The sequence below is a fragment of the Kribbella sp. NBC_01245 genome (assembly GCF_036226525.1).
Lineage (GTDB): Bacteria > Actinomycetota > Actinomycetes > Propionibacteriales > Kribbellaceae > Kribbella.
The window spans coordinates 7587087-7606657 of record NZ_CP108487.1 but is presented as its reverse complement, the minus strand read 5'-3'; the positions used below and the strand labels follow the sequence as shown (position 1 = coordinate 7606657).

General features: G+C 66.1%; 24 protein-coding genes. 7 read left to right on the top strand and 17 right to left on the bottom strand.

Annotation, left to right across the window (positions count from 1 at the left end; genetic code table 11):
• The first annotated feature begins 22 nt into the window (after positions 1-22).
• Positions 23-727, top strand: coding sequence for a DUF998 domain-containing protein (locus tag OG394_RS34900; RefSeq protein ID WP_328991479.1), 705 nt, complete (start codon positions 23-25; stop codon positions 725-727).
• A 249-nt stretch (positions 728-976) separates the two neighbouring features.
• Here the strand turns inward: OG394_RS34900 and OG394_RS34895 are convergent, their stop codons facing one another.
• Entirely contained in the window at positions 977-1768 is a 792-nt protein-coding gene (locus OG394_RS34895; protein WP_328991478.1) for a trypsin-like serine protease, read from the bottom strand.
• A 324-nt stretch (positions 1769-2092) separates the two neighbouring features.
• Here OG394_RS34895 and OG394_RS34890 point away from each other — a divergent pair, with 324 nt between their 5' ends.
• Positions 2093-2329, top strand: coding sequence for a hypothetical protein (locus OG394_RS34890; protein WP_328991477.1), 237 nt, complete (start codon positions 2093-2095; stop codon positions 2327-2329).
• Positions 2330-2363: 34 nt separating this feature from the next.
• Here OG394_RS34890 and OG394_RS34885 read toward each other — a convergent pair whose 3' ends face one another.
• Positions 2364-2894, bottom strand: coding sequence for a DinB family protein (locus tag OG394_RS34885; RefSeq protein WP_328991476.1), 531 nt, complete (start codon positions 2892-2894; stop codon positions 2364-2366).
• A 39-nt stretch (positions 2895-2933) separates the two neighbouring features.
• Positions 2934-3647, bottom strand: coding sequence for a DUF2625 family protein (locus OG394_RS34880; RefSeq protein WP_328991475.1), 714 nt, complete (start codon positions 3645-3647; stop codon positions 2934-2936).
• 174 nt (positions 3648-3821) lie between these two features.
• Here OG394_RS34880 and OG394_RS34875 point away from each other — a divergent pair, with 174 nt between their 5' ends.
• Both OG394_RS34875 and OG394_RS34870 read left to right on the top strand, forming a co-directional pair.
• Positions 3822-4451 carry a hypothetical protein gene (locus OG394_RS34875; protein WP_328991474.1) on the top strand — a complete coding sequence of 210 codons (630 nt, stop codon included), beginning with the start codon at positions 3822-3824 and terminating at the stop codon, positions 4449-4451.
• Between the two features lie 36 nt (positions 4452-4487).
• Positions 4488-4799, top strand: a complete 312-nt coding sequence (locus tag OG394_RS34870) for a DUF1905 domain-containing protein (RefSeq protein ID WP_328991473.1) — start codon at positions 4488-4490, stop codon at positions 4797-4799.
• Here OG394_RS34870 and OG394_RS34865 read toward each other — a convergent pair.
• The 6 genes from OG394_RS34865 to OG394_RS34840 all read right to left on the bottom strand — a co-directional run bounded on the left by OG394_RS34865 (position 4796) and on the right by OG394_RS34840 (position 9035).
• Entirely contained in the window at positions 4796-5242 is a 447-nt protein-coding gene (locus tag OG394_RS34865) for a PaaI family thioesterase (protein WP_328991472.1), read from the bottom strand. The genes OG394_RS34870 and OG394_RS34865 overlap by 4 nt on opposite strands.
• Before the next feature lie 55 nt (positions 5243-5297).
• Positions 5298-5846 carry an SRPBCC family protein gene (locus OG394_RS34860; RefSeq protein WP_328991471.1) on the bottom strand — a complete coding sequence of 183 codons (549 nt, stop codon included), beginning with the start codon at positions 5844-5846 and terminating at the stop codon, positions 5298-5300.
• Between the two features lie 78 nt (positions 5847-5924).
• Entirely contained in the window at positions 5925-6464 is a 540-nt protein-coding gene (locus OG394_RS34855) for a hypothetical protein (protein ID WP_328991470.1), read from the bottom strand.
• Between the two features lie 7 nt (positions 6465-6471).
• On the bottom strand, positions 6472-7677 hold the full coding sequence (locus tag OG394_RS34850) for an ATP-binding protein (RefSeq protein ID WP_328991469.1): 1206 nt from the start codon (positions 7675-7677) through the stop codon (positions 6472-6474).
• A gap of 204 nt (positions 7678-7881) precedes the next feature.
• Positions 7882-8547: a hypothetical protein gene (locus OG394_RS34845; protein ID WP_328991468.1), complete on the bottom strand. Its 666-nt coding sequence runs from the start codon at positions 8545-8547 to the stop codon at positions 7882-7884.
• A gap of 29 nt (positions 8548-8576) precedes the next feature.
• A complete protein-coding gene (locus OG394_RS34840; RefSeq protein ID WP_328991467.1) occupies positions 8577-9035 on the bottom strand; it encodes a hypothetical protein in 459 nt (152 codons plus the stop codon).
• A 110-nt stretch (positions 9036-9145) separates the two neighbouring features.
• On the opposite strand from OG394_RS34840, the gene OG394_RS34835 reads away from it, so the two are divergent.
• Positions 9146-9619, top strand: coding sequence for a GNAT family N-acetyltransferase (locus OG394_RS34835; protein WP_328991466.1), 474 nt, complete (start codon positions 9146-9148; stop codon positions 9617-9619).
• 6 nt (positions 9620-9625) lie between these two features.
• Here OG394_RS34835 and OG394_RS34830 read toward each other — a convergent pair whose 3' ends face one another.
• The 5 genes from OG394_RS34830 to OG394_RS34810 form a co-directional block, all read right to left on the bottom strand.
• On the bottom strand, positions 9626-10777 hold the full coding sequence (locus OG394_RS34830; protein WP_328991465.1) for a hypothetical protein: 1152 nt from the start codon (positions 10775-10777) through the stop codon (positions 9626-9628).
• Positions 10778-10899: 122 nt separating this feature from the next.
• Positions 10900-11241, bottom strand: coding sequence for a hypothetical protein (locus OG394_RS34825; protein WP_328991464.1), 342 nt, complete (start codon positions 11239-11241; stop codon positions 10900-10902).
• Between the two features lie 48 nt (positions 11242-11289).
• A complete protein-coding gene (locus OG394_RS34820; protein WP_328991463.1) occupies positions 11290-11784 on the bottom strand; it encodes an NUDIX domain-containing protein in 495 nt (164 codons plus the stop codon).
• Entirely contained in the window at positions 11781-12665 is an 885-nt protein-coding gene (locus tag OG394_RS34815; RefSeq protein WP_328991462.1) for a phosphotransferase family protein, read from the bottom strand. The genes OG394_RS34820 and OG394_RS34815 overlap by 4 nt, the downstream gene beginning before the upstream one ends.
• A 32-nt stretch (positions 12666-12697) precedes the next feature.
• A complete protein-coding gene (locus OG394_RS34810) occupies positions 12698-13264 on the bottom strand; it encodes a helix-turn-helix domain-containing protein (RefSeq protein ID WP_328991461.1) in 567 nt (188 codons plus the stop codon).
• Between the two features lie 85 nt (positions 13265-13349).
• On the opposite strand from OG394_RS34810, the gene OG394_RS34805 reads away from it, so the two are divergent.
• Positions 13350-14903, top strand: a complete 1554-nt coding sequence (locus OG394_RS34805; RefSeq protein ID WP_328991460.1) for a bifunctional NAD(P)/FAD-dependent oxidoreductase/class I SAM-dependent methyltransferase — start codon at positions 13350-13352, stop codon at positions 14901-14903.
• Here OG394_RS34805 and OG394_RS34800 read toward each other — a convergent pair.
• Complete coding sequence (locus OG394_RS34800) at positions 14900-15949, bottom strand: LacI family DNA-binding transcriptional regulator (RefSeq protein WP_328991459.1); 1050 nt, start codon at positions 15947-15949, stop codon at positions 14900-14902. The genes OG394_RS34805 and OG394_RS34800 overlap by 4 nt on opposite strands.
• Positions 15950-16069: 120 nt before the next feature.
• On the opposite strand from OG394_RS34800, the gene OG394_RS34795 reads away from it, so the two are divergent.
• Positions 16070-17071, top strand: coding sequence for a hypothetical protein (locus tag OG394_RS34795; protein ID WP_328991458.1), 1002 nt, complete (start codon positions 16070-16072; stop codon positions 17069-17071).
• Between the two features lie 210 nt (positions 17072-17281).
• Here the strand turns inward: OG394_RS34795 and OG394_RS34790 are convergent, their stop codons facing one another.
• Both OG394_RS34790 and OG394_RS34785 read right to left on the bottom strand, forming a co-directional pair.
• On the bottom strand, positions 17282-18655 hold the full coding sequence (locus tag OG394_RS34790; protein ID WP_328991457.1) for an FAD-binding oxidoreductase: 1374 nt from the start codon (positions 18653-18655) through the stop codon (positions 17282-17284).
• A gap of 117 nt (positions 18656-18772) precedes the next feature.
• Positions 18773-19501 (bottom strand): SDR family oxidoreductase, encoded by a 729-nt coding sequence (locus OG394_RS34785; RefSeq protein WP_328991456.1) that lies wholly within the window; start codon positions 19499-19501, stop codon positions 18773-18775.
• Positions 19502-19571: the final 70 nt, after the last annotated feature.

Genomic DNA, 19571 nt, shown 5'->3' with positions numbered 1-19571 from the left:
GTGCCGTCGGACGGAGGCGGTCATGAGGGGTACGCGGGTTGCAAAGACGCGAAGCCAGGAGTCGGCCGGCGGCCGACTCGTTGAGTGGCCGGATCGGTCCCTCTCCTTGTCGGCCTGGGCCGGCATCATCGGTCCGGTTCTCTTCACAGCGACGTTCTTGGCCCAGGAGGCATTCCGCCGGAGCGAGTACGATCCGCTTGCTGAGCCGGTCAGCGCGCTGACGGCCGGACCCAACGGATGGATTCAGCAGGTCAACTTTGTCGTGTTCGGCGTACTCACCATCGTCTTCGTGCTGGGATTGCACCGCGGCCTGCGGCCGACGAGGGCGGGCGTCGCGGGCCCAACGTTGCTGTTCCTCAGCGGAATCGGTCTTCTGCTCGCCGCGATCTTCCCGCTGCGGGAGGACGCCGCCGGCGCGACGTACGACCCGGGCGGCCACATCGTCGCCGGATTCATGTTCTTCATGACAAGCGCGGCCGGGCTGATCGTCGTGTCGCGTCGAGTGGCGCGTGACCCAAAGTGGCGGAGCCTCGCGATGTACTCGCTCGTCACCGGGATTGTCGCCTTTACCGGCTTCCTTGCAGGCGGCGGACTCGTGATGCCGGATGACGCTCCGCTGCACGACTGGGCCGGCTTGTATCAGCGAGTGCTGGTCGTCGCAGTCTTGTTCCCCTGCCGCATCCTGCTCTCGGTCAGGTTGCTTCAGGTCGCGGCCGGCCGCCGCTGACCAGCGAACAGCTGACTGTTTCTATCGCGCTGGTCGCAGGGCTACCACCAGCAGTACCTCCGCAAGAACCCCAACGGCTACCGCTGCCACAGCAACACCGGCGTCCCGTTCCCAAGCGACGCGTAACCCACCTGCACGAGAGTCGGCCGGCCAAGACACGAACTTGGCCGGCGGATTGCCATGCACAGGCGGCCCAGTGTCCAATCGCACGGCCTCAGCGGAAGCGTCCTGCCGCGAGCCCGGCTGTGGTCACGGCACCGAGACGAACTCGTCGAGGAAGTCGCGTGCCACCGGTGTGTCGAGGCGGTACGTGACGTCCGTCGCCTTGCAGACCGCGTCGCCCGTCACCGTGATCGACACGATCAGATCGGTGTCAGCGAGGAAGTGCGGGCCCCCCGAGTCGCCGAAGCACGTGCCGCCGTCTCCGGTCGCCTCGTTCATCGACAGCTTGAGCCAGCTCGCGGTCAGCGCGTTGTACGTCTGCGTAGCGAACCGTCGCTCGGTGTTGTCCAGGATGCCCTGAGAGCCGGTCCGTCTCGACTCGCGCACTGTGCCGTAGCCGACCGCCGTGTAGCGCTGGTCGTCGATCGTCATCGCCGCCTTCATCTGGCCGAGCTGGTTGAGCGTCGGCAGGTCGGCCGGCGTCGCCTCGTGCGGCCGTTCCAGCAGTACCACCGCGATATCTTTGGGATCCGCTTGCTCGTGACCGAACTCCGGATGACTGACGTACGTACCCGGAATCAGTGGGGAACTCTGGTCGAACGTGGGATCGAACGTCACCCAGACCTCATCCGGACCGATACCGATAGACCGCAGGAACTCGGTGCAGTGCGCGGCCGTCACGAAGACATCCGGTTCCTCGACGATGGTCCCCGTGCAGAGCAGGTCCTTGACGCCGTCGGTTCGCCATTCCGCCACGAGCGCGCCGACCTGCGGGTGCCGGTTCCCGTCGAACTCCCCGTACACGATCGCGTCGGCCGGTACGCCGGCCATCCCGATCAGTACCGCTGCCCCTGCAAGCACGCCAAATGTTCGTCTCATGAGGCATCCCCTCCCACTCTGGGAGCATCCTCCGATCCGCGGCCCCTGTCTACCAGACGCGGATTCGGGCGCAGTGATCAAACGAGCGGCGCCGGCGGTCCCTTCCGCGACGACTGCGGCGCGTGCGACACCGGTGAATCGGCCCCGGACCCTCGCGCCCGCTAGGAGCGAACGTCCGCACCCGACCCGCGCCCGAGGTCAGGCGCTAGGTGTCCACGGAGCCTTAAAATTTTCTGTCGGCGGTGTGTCGGATTCGGAGTGAGGCGTTCGCAGTAGGGGTGAGAGGCGGCCGGAGGACGGCCGCAGTGGACGAGGGGTGATGAGATGACGCAGTACCTGATCTCGTTCGACGAAGGTGCGATGGCTCATATCCCCGCGAACGACCTGCCCGATGTCGCCGAGGCCGGCCACGCGGTGGTCCAGGAGGCCAAGGATGCCGGGGTGTTCGTACCCACCTGGGATGCGGCCCTGGAGTGGGCCGCGAAGGTCGCGGTCGCCTGCCGCTGTGCGCAAGACGTCCGCGAGTTCTTCCCGTTCCGGCGGTCTGACCTAGGGTCCTGAGTCGGTAGCTCTTCGGGGTCCTGGCGTTCGAGCGTCAGCCCATGGTTTTCTGGCCGTCGATTGTTTCTCGGATGATGTCGGCGTGGCCGGCATGCTGGGCGGTTTCGGCGGTGATGTGGAGGAAGACACGGCGGACCGTCCAGAAGACGCCTGGCGGCTGCCAAGGGGCGGCCGGGAGTTCGTAGCTGGTGTCGAGGTCGAGGGTGCGGACGAGGTCGTCGGTGGCGGCTGCGACTTTCTCGTACTCGGCCAGTACGCCGGCCAGGGTCTCGCCGTCGGCAAGGCGGAACTGGTTCTCCCACTGGGCGATTCGCTCCGGGGTGTACTCGGTCTCCTCGATCGCGTCCTGGCTACCGCCCGTCTGGGCGAAGTCGGCCCAATTCCGCTCGACCTCGGTGACGTGCTTGATCAGGCCGCCGACCGTCAACGCGCTGACCGTGCTGCGCGTGTTCGCCTGCTCGTCGGAGAGCCCTTCCGCGGTGTAGCGCAGGAAGTAGCGGTGCTTGGCAAGGAAGTCGAGGATGTCGGCTCGTTCACCCGTCACGATCTGCTGGTTCGTCGTCATATACCGAGCCCACGAGGCATAGAGGACAGGTTCTGGCCTCTACTCCAGCCGAGCCTTAAACGTGAACTCCGCGCCATCCGGCATGCCCGCCAGCTGATCCGCCGCGTCCTGGTGGAATCGGAGCAGCTCGTCGAACGGTACGGCGCGTCGCGAAGCGGCCAGCTGCGCCTCGGCGGCGAACAGCGGAGGGTAGACCGCGATGCCCTCGGACGGGGACGTACGGCCGACGTCACTAACCCATTCCGGCCAGCGCAGGTCCGCATAGAACTCGGTCGGACCGTCACTCAGCGCCCACGCCACGAAGTCGCCGTGCCCTACCCCCAGACCACTCCACTCCAAGGTGTCCGGTCCCCAGTAACAGACCTGGCCAGGCTGGACCCCAAGACCGCCGCCATCAACGGCAAACCGGCCACCGAGTACGTCGAACGCCACCGTGAGGAACGGCGGCGGGCTGTGCGTACGGGCTGGATCCGCAAGGTCGTTCACGGCAGCGATGTCGGGCAGGCCGTCACCACCGCCACCGAGGACGCGTAGCCAGCCGTGATCGATCAGCAGGCCACCGCAGTTCAGCGCGAGGGCACCCAACGCCGAACGTGCCGTCACCTGGAGCCGGTACAGGACAGCCCTCGCCTGGTCAGGCGGGACTGGCAGTACGACGACCGGCAGCGGCGCGGCGTCGATGAGAGTTGCCAGCCCCGGCCAGGCCGGCTCATCGACGTCTGCCAACTCAGACTCACTACGCAGTTCAGGCATTGCAGCAGACTGCCTGAGTTCATCCCGTCGAACCAACCCCTGCGCCGGGCGCACTACCTGCAAAATCACGTTCGCCAGGTTGCCCCGTCGACACGTCCAGTGATGGTGCGCGGTGGTCTGGACATCTTTGGGAGGTGGGGTGACGCTGGCTGGAAGGGGTGGGCCGCGGACCCGTTGGAGGCGGGCTGGTGTCTGCGGCGCACGCATTGGGAGGCCGGCATGGACGCGAAGAAACTGTTGTGTGCAATCGCATCGACGACCGGGCTGCTGGTTTCGGCCCTGGTCTCGTCCGTCGGGCCGGCCGCGGCCGCGCCGATCGAGCATGAACACTTCCGCGACGTCGGCAGCGAGGTGGTCGATCCATTCTGTGGCGACCTAAGGGTGCGGATCGATACCGACTTGCGAGGATTGCTCCTGATCAACACTCAGGGGCCGGACGGGCTCGTCTACTTCCTGCAGTCGTTGCACGGCACGATTTCGTACACGAACCTGGCCACTAACAAGTCGTTCACCAGTGTCCACAACTTCATCAACAAGGACCTCAAGGTGACCGACAACGGCGACGGGACCCTGACGATCCTTGCCATGTCCCCCGGCGTTGTGAAGCACTACGGGCCGGACGGCAAGTTGCTGTTCGTCGATTCCGGGCAGATCAGGGTCGAGCTCCTCATCGATCACGGCGGCACGCCCACCAATCCCGAAGACGATGTGCTCCTCGATGAAACAGTCGTGAAGCCCAGCAACGGCCGCAACGACACCGAAGGCCGCGACTTCTGCGCCGACCTCCACCTGTTCACCAGCTGATCGTTTCTGTCGGTGGCGGGCTTTACGGTCGGAGGTATGACACGCATCGGGACCTTCGAATTCGTGGCGCCGCTCTGGCTGTATGCGGGCGGCGACGCTGGATGGCACTTCGTCACGGTGCCGGGCGACGTGAGCGACGACATCAACGCGCTCACCGCCGGCAACCGGCGTGGCTTCGGCTCGGTGCGCGTCACGGTCACGGTGGGGAGCACGACTTGGCAGACCTCGATCTTCCCGCACAGCAAGAGCGGGACTTTCATGCTGCCCATGAAGAAGGCGGTGCGCATCGCCGAGGACCTGTCGACGGATGGCGACGTCGCCGTACGGCTTGAACTGGTCGACCTCTAGTGGTCCGGGCGGTCGTGGAGGCAGATCAGGGTTTGCTGGCCGGCAGCAACGAGAGAGCGGGTGGTGCCTTGGATGGCGAAGACTTCTAGTTGGCAGATGGTGAGGGTTCGGCCGGATCGGAGGACTTGGCCAACTGCCTCGATGTGTTCGCCTTGCGCGGGTGCGAGGAGGTTGACCTTGTACTCGACCGTGAGCACCGAGGCGTCTTCCGGGAACAAGGTGAACGCCGCGTAACCGCCGGCGCTGTCCGCGATGGCGCTGGTGGCTCCGGCGTGGAAGTAGCCGTGCTGCTGGGTCACTTCGGGTCGACTCGGCAGCACGATGTGCACGCGTCCCGGACCGATATGGCTCAGGCGTGCGCCGAGGTGTGCCATCAGGCCTTGGCGTTCAAAGCTGGCCCTGACCCGCTCCTGCACCTCAGGCGTTGCGTTCTCTTCTTCCACAAACTCTCCTCGAGCGCGATGGCCGCTTCTGATGGCTGGCCTATCGACGAGTCTCTCAGCTGTGGACTTCGGCGGTTTGCTTGAGGTTTTGCAGCCAGGCGTGGAGGGATGCGTCGAGCGCGGATTGGGCGAATTCGACGTTCGCCTCAACGGGGTCGCCGGACCAGGACTCCTCCGTGTGGACCAGGACGCCGCCGCGGACCGGGGTGAAGGTCCACACGTGCACGGCGGTGATGCCGTTCGCCGGGCCGCCCCAGACCAGACGGCGCATCGGCTTTACCTGCTTGACCGTCGACGTGACATCCAGCCCTTGCACCTCCCAGCGGAAGACCGAACCAGGCTTGAGCCGCCCCTCGTCTTGCCGTACGGCGGAAACCACCTCGGGCTGCCAGGCCGGCCAGCCCTCCACGTCGGTCTGGATCTTCCAGATGGCGGCCAGCGGCGCCTTGATGAGCACGTCATCCCGTGTGATCACCGGCGCCTGCAGGTCGATCCCAACATCCTGCCCCGGCGCACGTCCCGTGGCCCCGGCGGCGGGAAGCAGCGACGTAGAGGCCAGCGAAGCCAACACAGCTGCGGCAGTGATACGACGAACGATCGACATGACGAATCCTCACTTCAGTTAGACTATGTAACTGAAGTGTGACTAGCTCACTGTCGAGTTGTCAAGCGGCCTCGGGCGTTAGGTGAAGAGGTGGGTGATTTTGTTGCCGACGGCTTGGCGTTCGGTGGGGGTTAGGACTTCGCGGAAGCCGGTGGAGCCGTGGAAGGCGTCTAGGTAGGCGATGAGGGCGTTGAGTAGGACGAAGCACTCGCGGGCGAAGTCCGGTAAGGCGTCGTGGCGATTGTTGGCCTGGGCAACGGCTTCGCGGACGGTCTCGACGTTCCAACCGGCTTCAGGGTTACGCGACCGAAGGGCCAGGCCGGTACGCCGTTCGAAGAACTCGTCAGCTCGGGCCGGGTTGTTGCCCAGGGCATCGATAAACCGTGCCACCTCGGCGCATTCCGCGGCGGTGAGGAACTGGTCCAGCCCGTGCGGCGCGTGCAGCTCCTCGACGTACTGGGCAAGGGCCTCGGTGCATTCGATGATCGCGACGGCCTGCGGATCCAGGGTTGCGCGGGCGGCGTCGCTCACCTGGGCAGGCGTGTCGATGACCTGGTCGATGTCCAGGCCGAGGCCCGGGACGGTGCGTTGCCGTTCGGTGTTGCCGGTTTGCGTCATGGGTGGCCTATCGCTCATAGGTGGGTCCCGTTACGGTCTTGCCACGATCCAGGTGAGCCGGTCGCTGGCCTTGGCCGCTCGCGCCGACCTGCCGGGCGGGCGCGTTGCCTTGCAGGATGTGCGCCACGGACCCGTTGGGCGGACGGTTGGCGAGAATCCACGGCTCCGTACCAGGGTTGTTGAACGCGATCCTGCCGCCGGCTGATTCGTGGACGACGTCCTTCGCCACCAGGCCGGCCCGTACGGCTTCGAAGTCACCGCGGTGTTGGGGAGCCATCCGGGTCTGTACGGCGGACGGCTCGACGGCTCCGCGGCCGACGGACGCCATCGCCTGGGCCATCGACTGCTCGGCCGGCGAGAGGGCCTGCCAGTTCGGCGCGTGGATCTGCCGGTCGAGCTTTCCGGCCGCCTGCTCGATTCCTTGGCCCGCGGCTTGAGCCGTGATGACCTGGTCGCCGATCGGCATCGCCTTATAGGCCTCGTGCCCTGCCAACTGCAGGCGATCGGGATGACCTTGGGAGAACTTCACCAGCTGCTCGTGGGCCTCGGGCTCGATGGTGACTCCGCGGAGAGCGGCCGTGTCGGCGAGGACTGCGCTCGCCTCGTCCGGCTTAAGCCCCTTGATCGCGGCCGAATCGAACACGCGGGTCGGATCGACCGCGGTCAACGTAGCCACGCCCGCGGGCCGACCGGTCGCGACCACGCCGATGGGATGGCCTTCCCGCGAACAGGTGTCCAGGCCTTCGCACAACTGCCGCATCTCGTCCGGCGACCACTGGTGCAGGTCATCGATGAGGACGATCGAGGGCCGGGCCGATTCGCGGGCACGCCTGCCGGCGTCGGCGATCTGGGTCGCGATGTTCTGCTTACCCTGCGGGCGTCCGAGGTCGAGAGAGGCGCTCGGCCCGTCGAGTCCGATCGAGATGCTGCCGCCTTTGACGGAGCCCCGGAGCTGCTGAAGTTTGTCCCTGACCCGCGCGCCGATCCCCCGCATGCCGGACGAATCGAGGCTCTGCCCGAGCGCACGACCGGGCTCGCGCGGGTCGGACCGGTCGACCATGGCAACGCGCCACCCGCGCTCTTGCAGTTCAACGGCCAGCCTGCTCAACAGGGTCGTCTTGCCGATGCCTTGGCTGCCGGTCAGGTACAGCCCGTTGGTGTCGCTCACCTGCGCATGCGCCACCTGGCGGGCGAAATCGCGAACTATGCCCACCTCACGACCATGCCCACGGGGACAGCTCGGCAACTGCCCGGGTTTGGGCGTGAAAGGACTGCCGTACGCCATCCCACCACCTCGCTCGCTTCGGAGCCCCCACTCTAGGGCCGCGAATGGCCGCGGAAAGGCTTATCCGGACCTACCGCGTTTCAGCTTCCTGCAACTATTCGCGTGTCTCCGGCAACAGCTCGCGCCGTACGGCTAGACCACGGCGAGGACTTCGGGGCGCATGAACGGATAGCCCGCGGTCTCGTCGTACCGGAATCGGACCAGACTGGCCGTTGGGATCGTGACGGAACCGAGGTGATGCGTACGGCGCTTGGCGACCCACTCGACCAGGAGCTCCGGCCGGGCCAGGTCGGCGGCGAAGTGGATGAGGTTCAGGTACCAAATATCGCGACGCCCGTACGGCGCTTCGAGCCAACCGTCCTCCCCGAGTTCCACTGCCAGCCGGTCCATCAGCAGGTCGGCCCGGTCGTCGGTCGGGCGGGCGCAGGCCATCAACGTCCCGGCCGTGAGCGTCAGGCCGAACACCTCGAACGAGGTCGGCCCAACCGCTGCCGCCTGCAAGGCCTGGTGGCAACGCGTTACGAACGGGTCACCCGGCGGGACGTCGTCGCGGTAGTACTCGAGGGCGCGAACCGTCAGATGCGCCGAGCCACGGCGACCCGTTTGCCAATGACCGGGACCCGCGAACTCGAGCGCCTCCAGCATGGCGCCCTCGAGCGCTTCGCCCAGCTCGCCGTCCGGATACAGCGCGACGCTGAGCGGCCAGCGCCCGCCCTCCACCGGGGGCGTCTCGCGCTGGTGCTCCTGCTTGAGGATCAGCGGCACACTGTCGTCGAAGAGCGAGTCGAATTTCGTCACACGCCAGTATCCCTGCCGGACGGATCGCTCTAGAGCTGGCCGAACTCGATTCGCAGCCGGCGCGGCTGGGCCTCGAGCGCCAGCACCTGCTCGACCCCGGGGAGCTGGTTGGCGCGGCTCCAGAACTCCTCCGGCTCGAGGTCGAACGACCACAGGCTTGAGCTCTGGAGCTGCTCGAGCTCGGGCAAGGCCTCGAAGATCAAGGCACAACTGAGCTGGCTCAACGATTCGCCGCCCTGCTCGCCGAACTGGCGGGTGAGGTCGAGGTAGAAATGCCGGCCGTCCTCGTCACCCCAGTCGCCAACTCCGTGCTGGGCAAGGACACCGTCGCTGTCGGGGTTCTCGGCCACATCCTCGGCCGGAATCGCCGCGAACTGCTGGAAGACCTCCCAAGCCCGGGTCACGTCTTTGACGGTCGGCTGGTCGAGATCGACGCCGCCCTCGAGCAGCATCGTCCGCAGCACCTGGTCGGCTTCGCTAGAACGCATGCGGAGAAGGTAGCGGCAGTCCTTACGTCCGCAAAGTCGTCACCACTGTGAAATTTACCTTTGCTGTCTCGTCAACGAGACTCACGTACGTCGTACGGCAGAATCGGGGCGTGCGGATTGTGCGAGTGGGGATTGCGGATTGGGAGTTGTGGCGGGACGTTCGGTTGGCGGCGTTGAGGGAGGCGCCGTACGCTTTCGGGTCCAGCGTGGAGGAGTGGCCGGCGGGCGGTGAGGCGCGGTGGCGGGGACGGCTGGAGTTGGCCGGGTCGTACAACCTCGTGGCTGTGCTGGATGACGAGCCGGTGGGAATTGCCAGCGGGGTGCCGGGTGATCACGGTGGGTGCGAGCTGCGGTCGGTCTGGGTGAGTCCGCTTGCTCGGGGCAACGGCCTTGGCGGCAAACTGATCGCGGAGGTCGAAGGTTGGGCCCGGGAGACTGGTGCGACCGTGTTGAGGCTGTCCGTGCTTGCCGGAAACGACGCCGCCATCGAGCTTTATCGGCGCAGCGGCTTCGTCGACTCGGATGAAGCCCTCCTGGACGACGGCTTGACCAGGATGCTCTTCATGGTGAAGTCACTTCACTAGTTGTCACTACCAGTCGCGGTTGGCCTCAGCGGAAGCCAGGAGGGCATCGCGCGCGGCCGGATCGTCCATGCCGCCGACTTCGGTGATGAGATGGTTCAGGGCGGCGAAGAGCTCATCGCGTTCGACGGTCTCGATGAAGGGATCCCGACCGTCGAGTTTGTTGAAGCCTTCGCTGAAACCGCGGCCGATCTCGGTCAACCGAGCCAGCCGGGCGTCGCCGGACGCGTTCGCGAACGCGTCCTGGACCGCGCGGCGGGTGGTTCTGTACAAGGCGAGCGCCTTCTTGTAGCGAAGTGCGCTGATCCGCTCGCGTCCATCCCAATCACGCAAGGGATTGTTGAGGTTCTCCGCGACCCATTCCGGCTTTCGCGGCGCCTGGATCTCGAGCGAAACCCCGTGCACGATCTCCCCCCGCCAAGCCGTCCGCGTCGCGCTCGCGTAATCCCGCGGAACGCTGCTCAACCAGAGATTCTCCAACGCCGGCACGTGTTTGGGCAGCAGGCAGTCCGGGCCGTCCATGCCGAACAGATCGGAAATGATGAGACTCTTCAACCGGGTAAGGCGATTGAGGCTGCCCGCATTCGCCAAAATACCGAGGTTCCCGGTGAGAATCAGCTCAGTCAGATCGGGATAGCTCTCGACGAGTTGCTTGCAATCGAGTTCGTCGATGCCTGCCACGCGGAGGATTCGCAGGTCTTGTCGCGGACCGGATAGCGCGTTCAACTCTGCGCCCGTACAGCTCAATTCGGCTGGGTCGATAAATTCGTCCCGATTGCCGCTGTCCCAGCGTCGCTGGTAAAAGAGCTGATCACCGATGCGCCAGCCGGCGGAATAGCTGGATGGTGGCTTGGCCTGAAGGACCGGCATCGTGCCGATGATCTTGTGGCTACGCGGCAGAATCCACTCGAAGAAACAATGCGAAAGCCCGCCGCCCCAGCTCTGATGGGAGAGCTTGAGCGCCTCCACAACACCCAGGTCGTCGATGCCCGCGGGCTCCGGCCCCGACCAGGTCAGCTCGAGCAGCGCGACGGACTTCCACTCCTCGTGGAAGTGCGTGACCTGTGCCGCGGTCCACTCCCCCAGCAGGTCGTTGAACGCCACCACCACATCCCCCACCGCGATCGGCCGTGGCGGCGCATCCGGAGTCAGACGATTCACCCGCCAGATGCTAGAGCACCGCAGTCCCACCATCGCCAAACGCCGGAATCTGTGTCGAGCTTGGAAGATACGCAGAGCGTTGGAGACCTAGCGCCACGCACGGGCTGGCCCGCCGGCCTCGCTCAGAAGTCGATGCGGCGTTCTTTGGCGTTGGGGTCGGCGGCTTCGCCGTAGCGGATCTGAGCGTGAGCAGGGCGGAACGGCAACGTACGTAGCGTGGACTCGATACCAGCGAAGAGCCGGTCGGCGTCTGGGGCGTAGCAATAGAGCACGGCTTCGCCCTCACCGATCTCGTCGCCGTCCAGCTCGCCAAGGCCCTGGCTCCGGATCAGGGTCTCCAGCCGGCTTTGCAGGCCGTTAAAGGCATCCCGCTCGACCTCGGTACCGAATCGGTCGCCACTGAGCCGGTAGTGAACAATCACGGCCTGTTGCGGGATCGCCTTCTTGCGGTTGAACCAGCCCATCACCACTCCGATCGCACAACGGACACAACAGGAGGCATCCTCGCATCGTCACCGGGCCTGAAAGGTGTTGGTAGCGCGATAGGCGCGGTGCAAGTCGAGGACCGCGTGGGTTTGGGGCTGCAAGGGGGTGGGTGGTGTTGCCAGGGGCAAGAAGGTGGCTTCGAGGACTTCGTCGGGCGACGGGGTGAGGGTGCCGGTCCAGCGGCGGGCCTCGAAGCAGAGGGCGAAGCAGTGCAGGCGGTCGCCGTTGGGGTAGGTGATGACATGGACGTCTGGCTCGGACAAGGAGGCGAACGGCGTGAGGTCGTCGGCGGCGACGGTCAGACCCGTCTCCTCGTGCAATTCCCGTATGGCCGTGTCGCGGAAGCTCGAACCTGGCTCGGCCGCGCCGGCGGGGATCTCCCACAGGCCCGAGTCGCGACGACGCTGGAACAGTGCCCGCTCCTGGTCGTCGACCAACAACACCTGAGCCCCAGGCATGACCAGCAACCGCGACCCGACCTGCTGCCGCAACTCCCACAAGTGCGAACCAACGTACGTCATCCGACGATCTTCGTGAGGTCAGAGGCGATGCTGGGTAGAGGGGCTGGGTTGTTGGTGGAGGCGAACCAGTCCCAGAGCTCTAGGGCGTGGTAGAGGCGGTAGAGGGTCATGCGGGGTTGCCAGTCGGGCGGGAGGTCGCCGTAGCCGGCCAGGAGCCCGTCTAGCTTGTGCTGGTTGTTGCGGATCGAGTAGCAGTCGGTTTTGGCGAGGTCCATCAGGGGGTCGGCGGCGATGGCATTCTCGACGTCGATCAGACCTGTGATGCGCCAGCCGCTGGCACCGGGGACCACGAGGACGTTGCCTTCGTGGACGTCGTTGTGGCAGAGGACTGGGTCAGTCGCTTTGGCCAGGAGGTGCGAGTGGTGCGCGACGTAGGACTCGATGCGGTCGTGGAGGTCCGCGGCGCCGCCTAGGTCTGCGAACTCCTGCAGCTTCTTGGCGAACTGGCCGGCCATGTACGACGTGTTGTCCGGCTTGGGGTCTAGAACTTCCTCCACCACATAGCCGTACGCCGGTTGGGCCACGCCGTGGAAACGTCGTACGAGTTGTCCTAGTTGGTGGTAGACGTCGTACCAGTCCTCGGGCGCCACCTCCACCTGCGACAACGGCACGCCCTCAAGCTTCGTCAGGACTGTGTAGCCCGCTCCGACGTACAAGACCTCCGGTACTGAAGAGAGCGACGACTTGAGCAGGCTGTAGACGTAGACCTCCTTGACCTGTTTCCACGCCCACTCGTCGGCATAGACCTTCACGATGACAGCAGTCGGTTCTGCGTCTAGGCGAACCTCAAAGACCGTGCTGAGCTCACCGCCAGTTCTAGGCAGCACCTCCAGCACCTGGTGATCCGGCAGGGCTTCAGCGACCAGCTTCTCGATCTGCACCCAACCCACGCTAGAAGCGCCTGCAAACGGGTTTAGCGGGCAGAGGCACGGACGTGCATGCGTTCGCCTTGAGGGCCGAAGAGCATCAGGGTTTCGGCAGGCCCCGGCCCCGGGTTGCTGAACCAGTGCGGCACACGGGTGTCGAACTCGGCCACCTCGCCCGCCTCCAGGATCATGTCCTTGTCGCCGAGCACCAGGCGGAGCCGCCCGGACAGGACGTAGACCCAGTCGTACCCCTCGTGGACCCTCGGAGTCGGCTCACCGTTGTTCCAGCCCTCCGGGACGATCTGCTTGAACGCCTGCACACCGCCGGGCCGTCGCGTCAGCGGGATGTACGTCGCGCCGTGGCGCTGGATCGGCCGGGCGTGGATCCGGGGATCGCCGGTCGGAGGCGCGTCGACGAGCTCGTCCAGCTGGACCTGATGGGTCCGGGCGAGCGGCAGCAGGAGCTCCAGCGTGGGCTTGCGCTGGCCCGACTCCAGCCGGGACAGCGTACTGACCGAGATCCCGGTCGCCTCAGCGAGTTGGGTCAGGGTCAGACCGCGCTGGATCCGGATGGCCTTCAGCCGTGGTCCGACTGCTTCGAGTACGTCGTCCATGCGTTCCAGTTTGCCATATCGGCAAAGAAGTTTGTCGATACCGAAAACCCGAAGCACTCTGGAAACCACGAAAGGAGTGCAGAAAATGGACAAGTACGACGTGGTGGTGGTCGGTGGCGGCGCGGCCGGGCTGGCCGGGGCGCAAGCGCTCGCGCGGTTCCGCCGCCGGGTGCTGGTGATCGACTCGGGCCGGCCCCGCAACGCGCCCGCGGAGGGCGTTCACAACTTTCTCGGCCATGATGGGCGTCCCCCGGGCGAGCTGCTGGCCCTCGGCCGCAAAGAGCTCGAGCAGTACGGCGCGGAGGTCCGGCCGGGCGAGGTCACGACGATCACCCAAGCCAGCAGCGGCTTCAAGGTCACACTGGCCGACCAGACCGAGGTAGAGGCCCGCAGGCTCTTGGTCACTACTGGACTGGTGGACGAGCTACCCGACATCACAGGCCTTGCGGAGCAGTGGGGCCGCGGCGTCCTCCACTGCCCGTACTGCCACGGCTGGGAGGTTCGCGACCAAGCGATCGGCGTAATCGCCACTAGCTTGATGGCGTTGCACCAGGCTGACTTGTTCCGGCAGTTGAGCGATAACGTGACGCTGTTCCTCCACACCGCGCCTGAGCCGTCGGACGAGGAGTGGGAGCGTCTAGCGGCCAGAGGGATCTCCGTCGTCACTGGCGAGGTCGAGGCGGTAGAGAGCACAGACGGCCGCATCACCGGCGTACGGCTCACTAGCGGCAAGGTCATCCCCCGACAGGCCCTAGTGGTCGCGCCACGATTCACCGCCCGGGCCGACGTACTAACTCAGCTGGGGCTAGAGCCGGTAGAGATGCTGTACGGCGACCACGTAGTCGGCACGTACATCCCGAGCGGACAGGACGGCGCTACAACCGTTCCCGGCGTATGGATCGCAGGCAACGTCGCCGATCTCCGCGCCCAGGTGGTTTCCTCAGCCGCAGCAGGTCTCTCGGCAGGCGCTGCGATCAACATGGACCTCATCGCGGAAGAGACTCGTGAAGCCGTCAACGCCCGCTCTACAAAGAAGAACGTGTTCGACGAGGCCTACTGGGAAGAGCGCTACGGCTCCAGCGAGAAGGTCTGGAGCGGCAAGCCCAACCCGCAGCTCGTCACGGAGGCGACACCGCTCACGCCCGGTACGGCCCTGGACGTCGGTTGCGGCGAAGGCGCTGACGCGATCTGGCTGGCCTCGCAGGGCTGGCAGGTCACGGCCGTCGACTTCTCGACCGTGGCGCTCAAACGGGCCGCCGAGCACGCCGGCGACCTGAAGATCGACTGGCAACACGTCGACGTCACCGACTGGCAGCCGGACCACGGCCGGTTCGACCTGGTCTCGGCGCAGTTTATGCACCTTCCGCGGGAGCCGCGCGAGATCCTGTACGCCAAGCTGGCCGAGGCGGTCGCACCCGGCGGCAGCCTGCTGATCGTGGCGCACCACCCGCGCGATCTCGAGACCAACGCGCCCCGGCCGAACCTGCCCGACATGTTCTTCACCGCCGAGGAACTCGCCGCCGAACTCGACCCGGCCGAATGGGAGATCGCCACCCACGCCCGACCACGCGAGGCGGTCGGCCGCGAAGGCGAATCCGTCACCATCCACGACACCGTCCTGCACGCCCGAAAGCGCTAAGCAGGCCCGATCGTGTTGCCGATGACGGGCGTGCAGGGGAGGAGCTCCTGAGCCGTACGGCGCTCGCCGGGCGCGGCGGTGATCTGGTCGACGAGGAGGCGCACCGAACGACGCCCCAACTCGCGCCTCGGCACCTCGAAACCGCTCGCCTCCGGTCGATAAGGCGATCGCCCGAGCACCGCCAGGGATAAGTCGTCCGGACAACGCAACCCCGCGGCGTCGAGCGTTTCGAACAAGGCCCGCGCAAGAGATCCCGTATCGGTCTCCTCCACGATGACGGCGGTGACCCCGGCCCGGCGCCACCCGGCGATCAGGCTGGGCCCGACGTCGCTAGGCGCGCGCCGTACGACGACCTTGGCCGTCGGCAGACCTGCGCGTCGTACGGCTTGCAGGACACCGGTTTCGCGGTCGGTCGAGGACGGGGCGTCGTCGTCCTCGCGGAGGTACCGGATCGAGCGATGGCCTTGCGCGACCAGGCGATCGACCACCGCGGCCGAGGCGGTCACGTAGTCCACACCCACGAACGGGATGCGCCCGTCGAGCTCATCGCGGCGGCCGATGTAGACCAGCGGGAAGCCACTACCGAGCAGCCAGTCGATCGGCTCCTCGGGGATGTGGCGGCCGAAGAACAGACAGCCGTCAGTGATGCGAGTACGGCGAATGGTGGTGCGGTCGTGCGCCCTCGCGTCCGCACCACCGGTGCCGGTGAAGAGCACCAGGTCCTGCCCGAGGGCGGCGGCCTCCTCCTCCACGCCGACCAGGATCGGGTAGTAGAACCCGTCTACGTCGGTCGGAAAGGCCGAGGCAAAGGTATAAACGCCGAGCATGTGATTCCGCGACGAGGCCAGCCGGGTCGCGACCGGGTCCGGCACGTAGCCAAGCTTCTCCGCGGCCTTCAGCACGCGTTGCCGCGTCGACTCCGACAGCCGCACGCCCTCGCGATTCCCCGCGAGCACCAGCGAGACGGTCGTCTGGGACACCCCGGCCGCCTCGGCGATATCGGCCTGGCGGGCCGGACGGCCACCTCTCCCCGACCGCGAATCCATGCCATCTCCTAGTAATCCCTGAACACCTTGACTAATGCGTATTAGCACCTTGACCGGCAGCGTAGCGCTGGCCACACTCGCTGACCAGGGGCAGGCAGCTCAGCTTCAGGAGGAAACCGAATGAGCAACGAATCCGTCAGTCGCCGCACCCTGCTGCGAGGTGGTGCCGGAGTGGGTCTGGGACTCGCCACCGGCGTCCCGTTGGCGACCCCCGCCACGGCGGCACCGGCCGGCTTCCCGGACTACGCCTACGTGCGGACGGCCTTCAACAAGGCGAACCTGCGCTACAACCCTACCGGTGAACTGATCTTCCCCTGCGTCCGCGGCACCACCGGCCGGATCGCCAATCCGCTGGCCCGGTTCTACCTCTATTACGCACCGCATGACGCGCCCGGCGGCCTTTGCCTTTCCTACTCGAATTCGCTCGGCGGGCCTTACACGGAATACCACAGCAATCCGATCATCTCGCGCACGTGGTCGCCGTTCTACAACGTCTCGCACGTCTCGTCTCCGCACGTGATGTGGAACGACGACGTCGACGAAATGTGGATGTACTTCCACGGCGAGAACACCACCACCCGGTTGGCGCGATCGAAGAACGGCATCAACTTCACGTACGACAAGGTGGTGCTGAATACGGGCATGCTGCCATCCGGCACCACGGAAGCGTCGTACGCGCGAGTTTTCCGGCACGACATCCCGTCCCGCAATGCGCGCTACGTGATGGTCTTCATGATCAACAACCAGACCAACCGCCGGACGATCGGCTGGGGCTGGTCACCGGACGGGCGGACCTGGACCTTCGCGCAGACGCCGTTGATCACCCCGCAGGAGGTCGGCGCGATCAACCTCGGCGCACCGACGCTTGCCAAGCGCAACGGTTCGACGTACGTCATCTATCACACGAATATCGAGTCCGGCGGCAGTATGCGGATCACCGAGGTCGGCAACAACTTCGACCGGCGCAACCACCTCGGCGTCTTCCACCGGCCGCTCGCGGGCTTCCCGGACAACGGCCGCTGCGCCGCACCATCGTTCGGCACCGACAACGGCGTCGAGTACATGATCTACGAGGCCGGCGCCCGTCTGGACGGCAACATCGCCATCGCCAAAGCGATCTAAAGTGTCCCGTGTCCGAAGTGCCTTGAGTGATTGCGGTGTTCAGGTGCGTGCATCGCGGTGCTGGAGAAGGGTCCTCGATGCGGAGCATCGTGGATGCTTCTCCAGTGCCGCGAGGTGCGTGCCTGGGCGCCGCAATCGCCAAGGAACTTCGGACACGGGACACTAAAGGAAGTGCCGCCGCCGTCCCGCCCCTCGGCGGCGGCACCAGTTCTAGGCCGGCCGGATGTTGTGGTTCAGGTGGAACACGTTGCCCGGGTCGAATTCGCCCTTGACCCTGGTCAACCGGTCGTAGTTCGCCTGCCCGAAGCCCGCGACCACCCGGTCCCGTCCCTCGTCACCGATGAAGTTCAGGTACACCGCGCCAGTGGAGAACGGCTTCAGCTCGGCGACGAGGTCCCGGGCCCAGGCGATACCGACCGTGTCCTGGTCCGGATCCGGCCAGAGGCCGAACGGATGCACCGTCCAGCTAGCGCTCCGGTGCGGCAGCGGCCAGCGGTCGGCTTCCCGCGCGACGGCCCCGCCCCACGGAAGTAACGCCTGTTGCGATGGCGACGGCATCGGCATCGCACTGGCTCGCCCGCAGAACAAGTCGATCGCCTCGTCCGGCAGCGTGTTGAGATGTGCCGCGGACCAGTAGTTGCGGTAGCCGGGCGGATCGTCGAGCGCCGACTGGAGCTCGGCATAGGGCATCTCCGCGACCAGGGCACCTTCCGGCGCGAGGTCGAACATCGGCTGGAACACCTCGCGCAGCTCGTGCTCGTCGCCCATCATCACCGCGGCCGAGCCGACGATCAGCTCGCCCTGCAGATGGGCCGGCATGAACTCCTCCGGCGGACCGGTCAGATAGAGGGTCCCACCACCAAGTTCCTCCGGCGCTCCTTGCTCGATCAGATCTCGATAGGCGCGAAACACTTCAGGCCCGGCCGAGGCGGGCCAGAACAGCATCGCCAAGGTTGTCGCGGGCAACGAATGGACCCGGAACGTCAAGGACGTGGCGACACCGAAGTTCCCACCGCCGCCGTGCAACGCCCAGAACAACTCGGGGTTGGACGTCTCGCTGGCCGTGACGAGCCGGCCGTCCGCGAGGACGAGTTCGACCTCCAGCAGGTTGTCGCAGGCCAGACCGAGCTTGCGTTCGAGCCAACCCGAACCACCGCCCAACGTCAGCCCCGCGACGCCGGTGGTCGAGACCCGCCCGCCCGTCGTGGCCAGGTTGTACGGCTGGCACGCGTTGTCGAGGTCCGCCCAGATCGCGCCGCCGCCGACCTTGACCGTGCGCGCGTCCGGATCGACCTCGGCCTGGTTCATCCGCCGCACGTCGATAACGAGACCGCCTTCGGAGAGGGCAGCGCCGGTCACGCCGTGACCACCAGCGCGTACGGCGATCTCGAGCCCCTGGTCGACGCCGTACTCCACCGCCGCGACCACATCGGCCACCGACTCGCATTGCGCGATCAACGCGGGCCGTTTGTCGACCATCGAGTTGAAAAGCGTCCGCGCTTCGTCGTACGCCGGATCGCCCGGTTGCAACTGCGCTCCCCCGAAACCGCCGATCGCCTTGGCAGGCATGATCGTGTCGCTCATGGTTCCCCCTTCGGACTCGTTGGCTCCGATGGAACGCCTGCGGTCGAGCCCGGTCAACAGCTCAGGGATTACCGCGAGATGACGCGAATCGCCTGCATACAAGGTGTTTCCGCTCGGTCACAGTTGCGAACCGCCGGTCGCGTCGACGTACTGACCAGTGACCCAGCGGGCGTCGTCCGAGACCACGAACGCGACCACGTCGGCGACGTCCGCCGGCTGCCCGACCCGATGGAAGACCGAGTACGACGCTGCCGCTTCGGCCGCGACGGGGTCTGCCAGCCAGGAGTTCATGTCGGTCTCGACGATGCCGGGGGCAACGGAATTGACGGTGATACCGCGTGGCCCGAGTTCCTTCGCCAGCGCGAGCGTCATCGTGCTGAGCGCGCCCTTGGTGATCGAGTAGGCGACATCCTCGGGGAACGCGATCCGCGTCACGCCGGAGGTGATGTTGACGATCCGGCCGGCATCCCGTAGCCGCGAAAGCCCCTGCTGAATAAGGAAGAACGGCGCCTGGACGTTCACCTTGAGGAGTTGGTCGAGCTGCCCTTCGGTCTGGCCGGAAAAGGGGCCAGGGGCAATGACCGCGGCGTTGTTGACGAGGATGTCGAGGCCGTCCGCCTGGGCATCGAAGGCCAGCCAAAGTCGCGCGACCGCACCAGGCTCGGACAACTCGGCCTTGATCGCGAACGCCTGACCGCCGAACGCCTCGATTTCCGCGACGGTCTGCTTCGCGGCTTCGTCATTGCGGCCGTAGTGGACCGCGACCCGCACGCCGTCCCGGGCCAGCCGCAGCGAGATCGCCCGGCCGATACCGCGACTGCCACCGGTGATGAGTGCCGTTTTCATGGTCCGCACCTTTCTCGAATGATCGTTACAGAAGCCAGACCGTAGCACGATCTTTAGCGATCGTTATAGA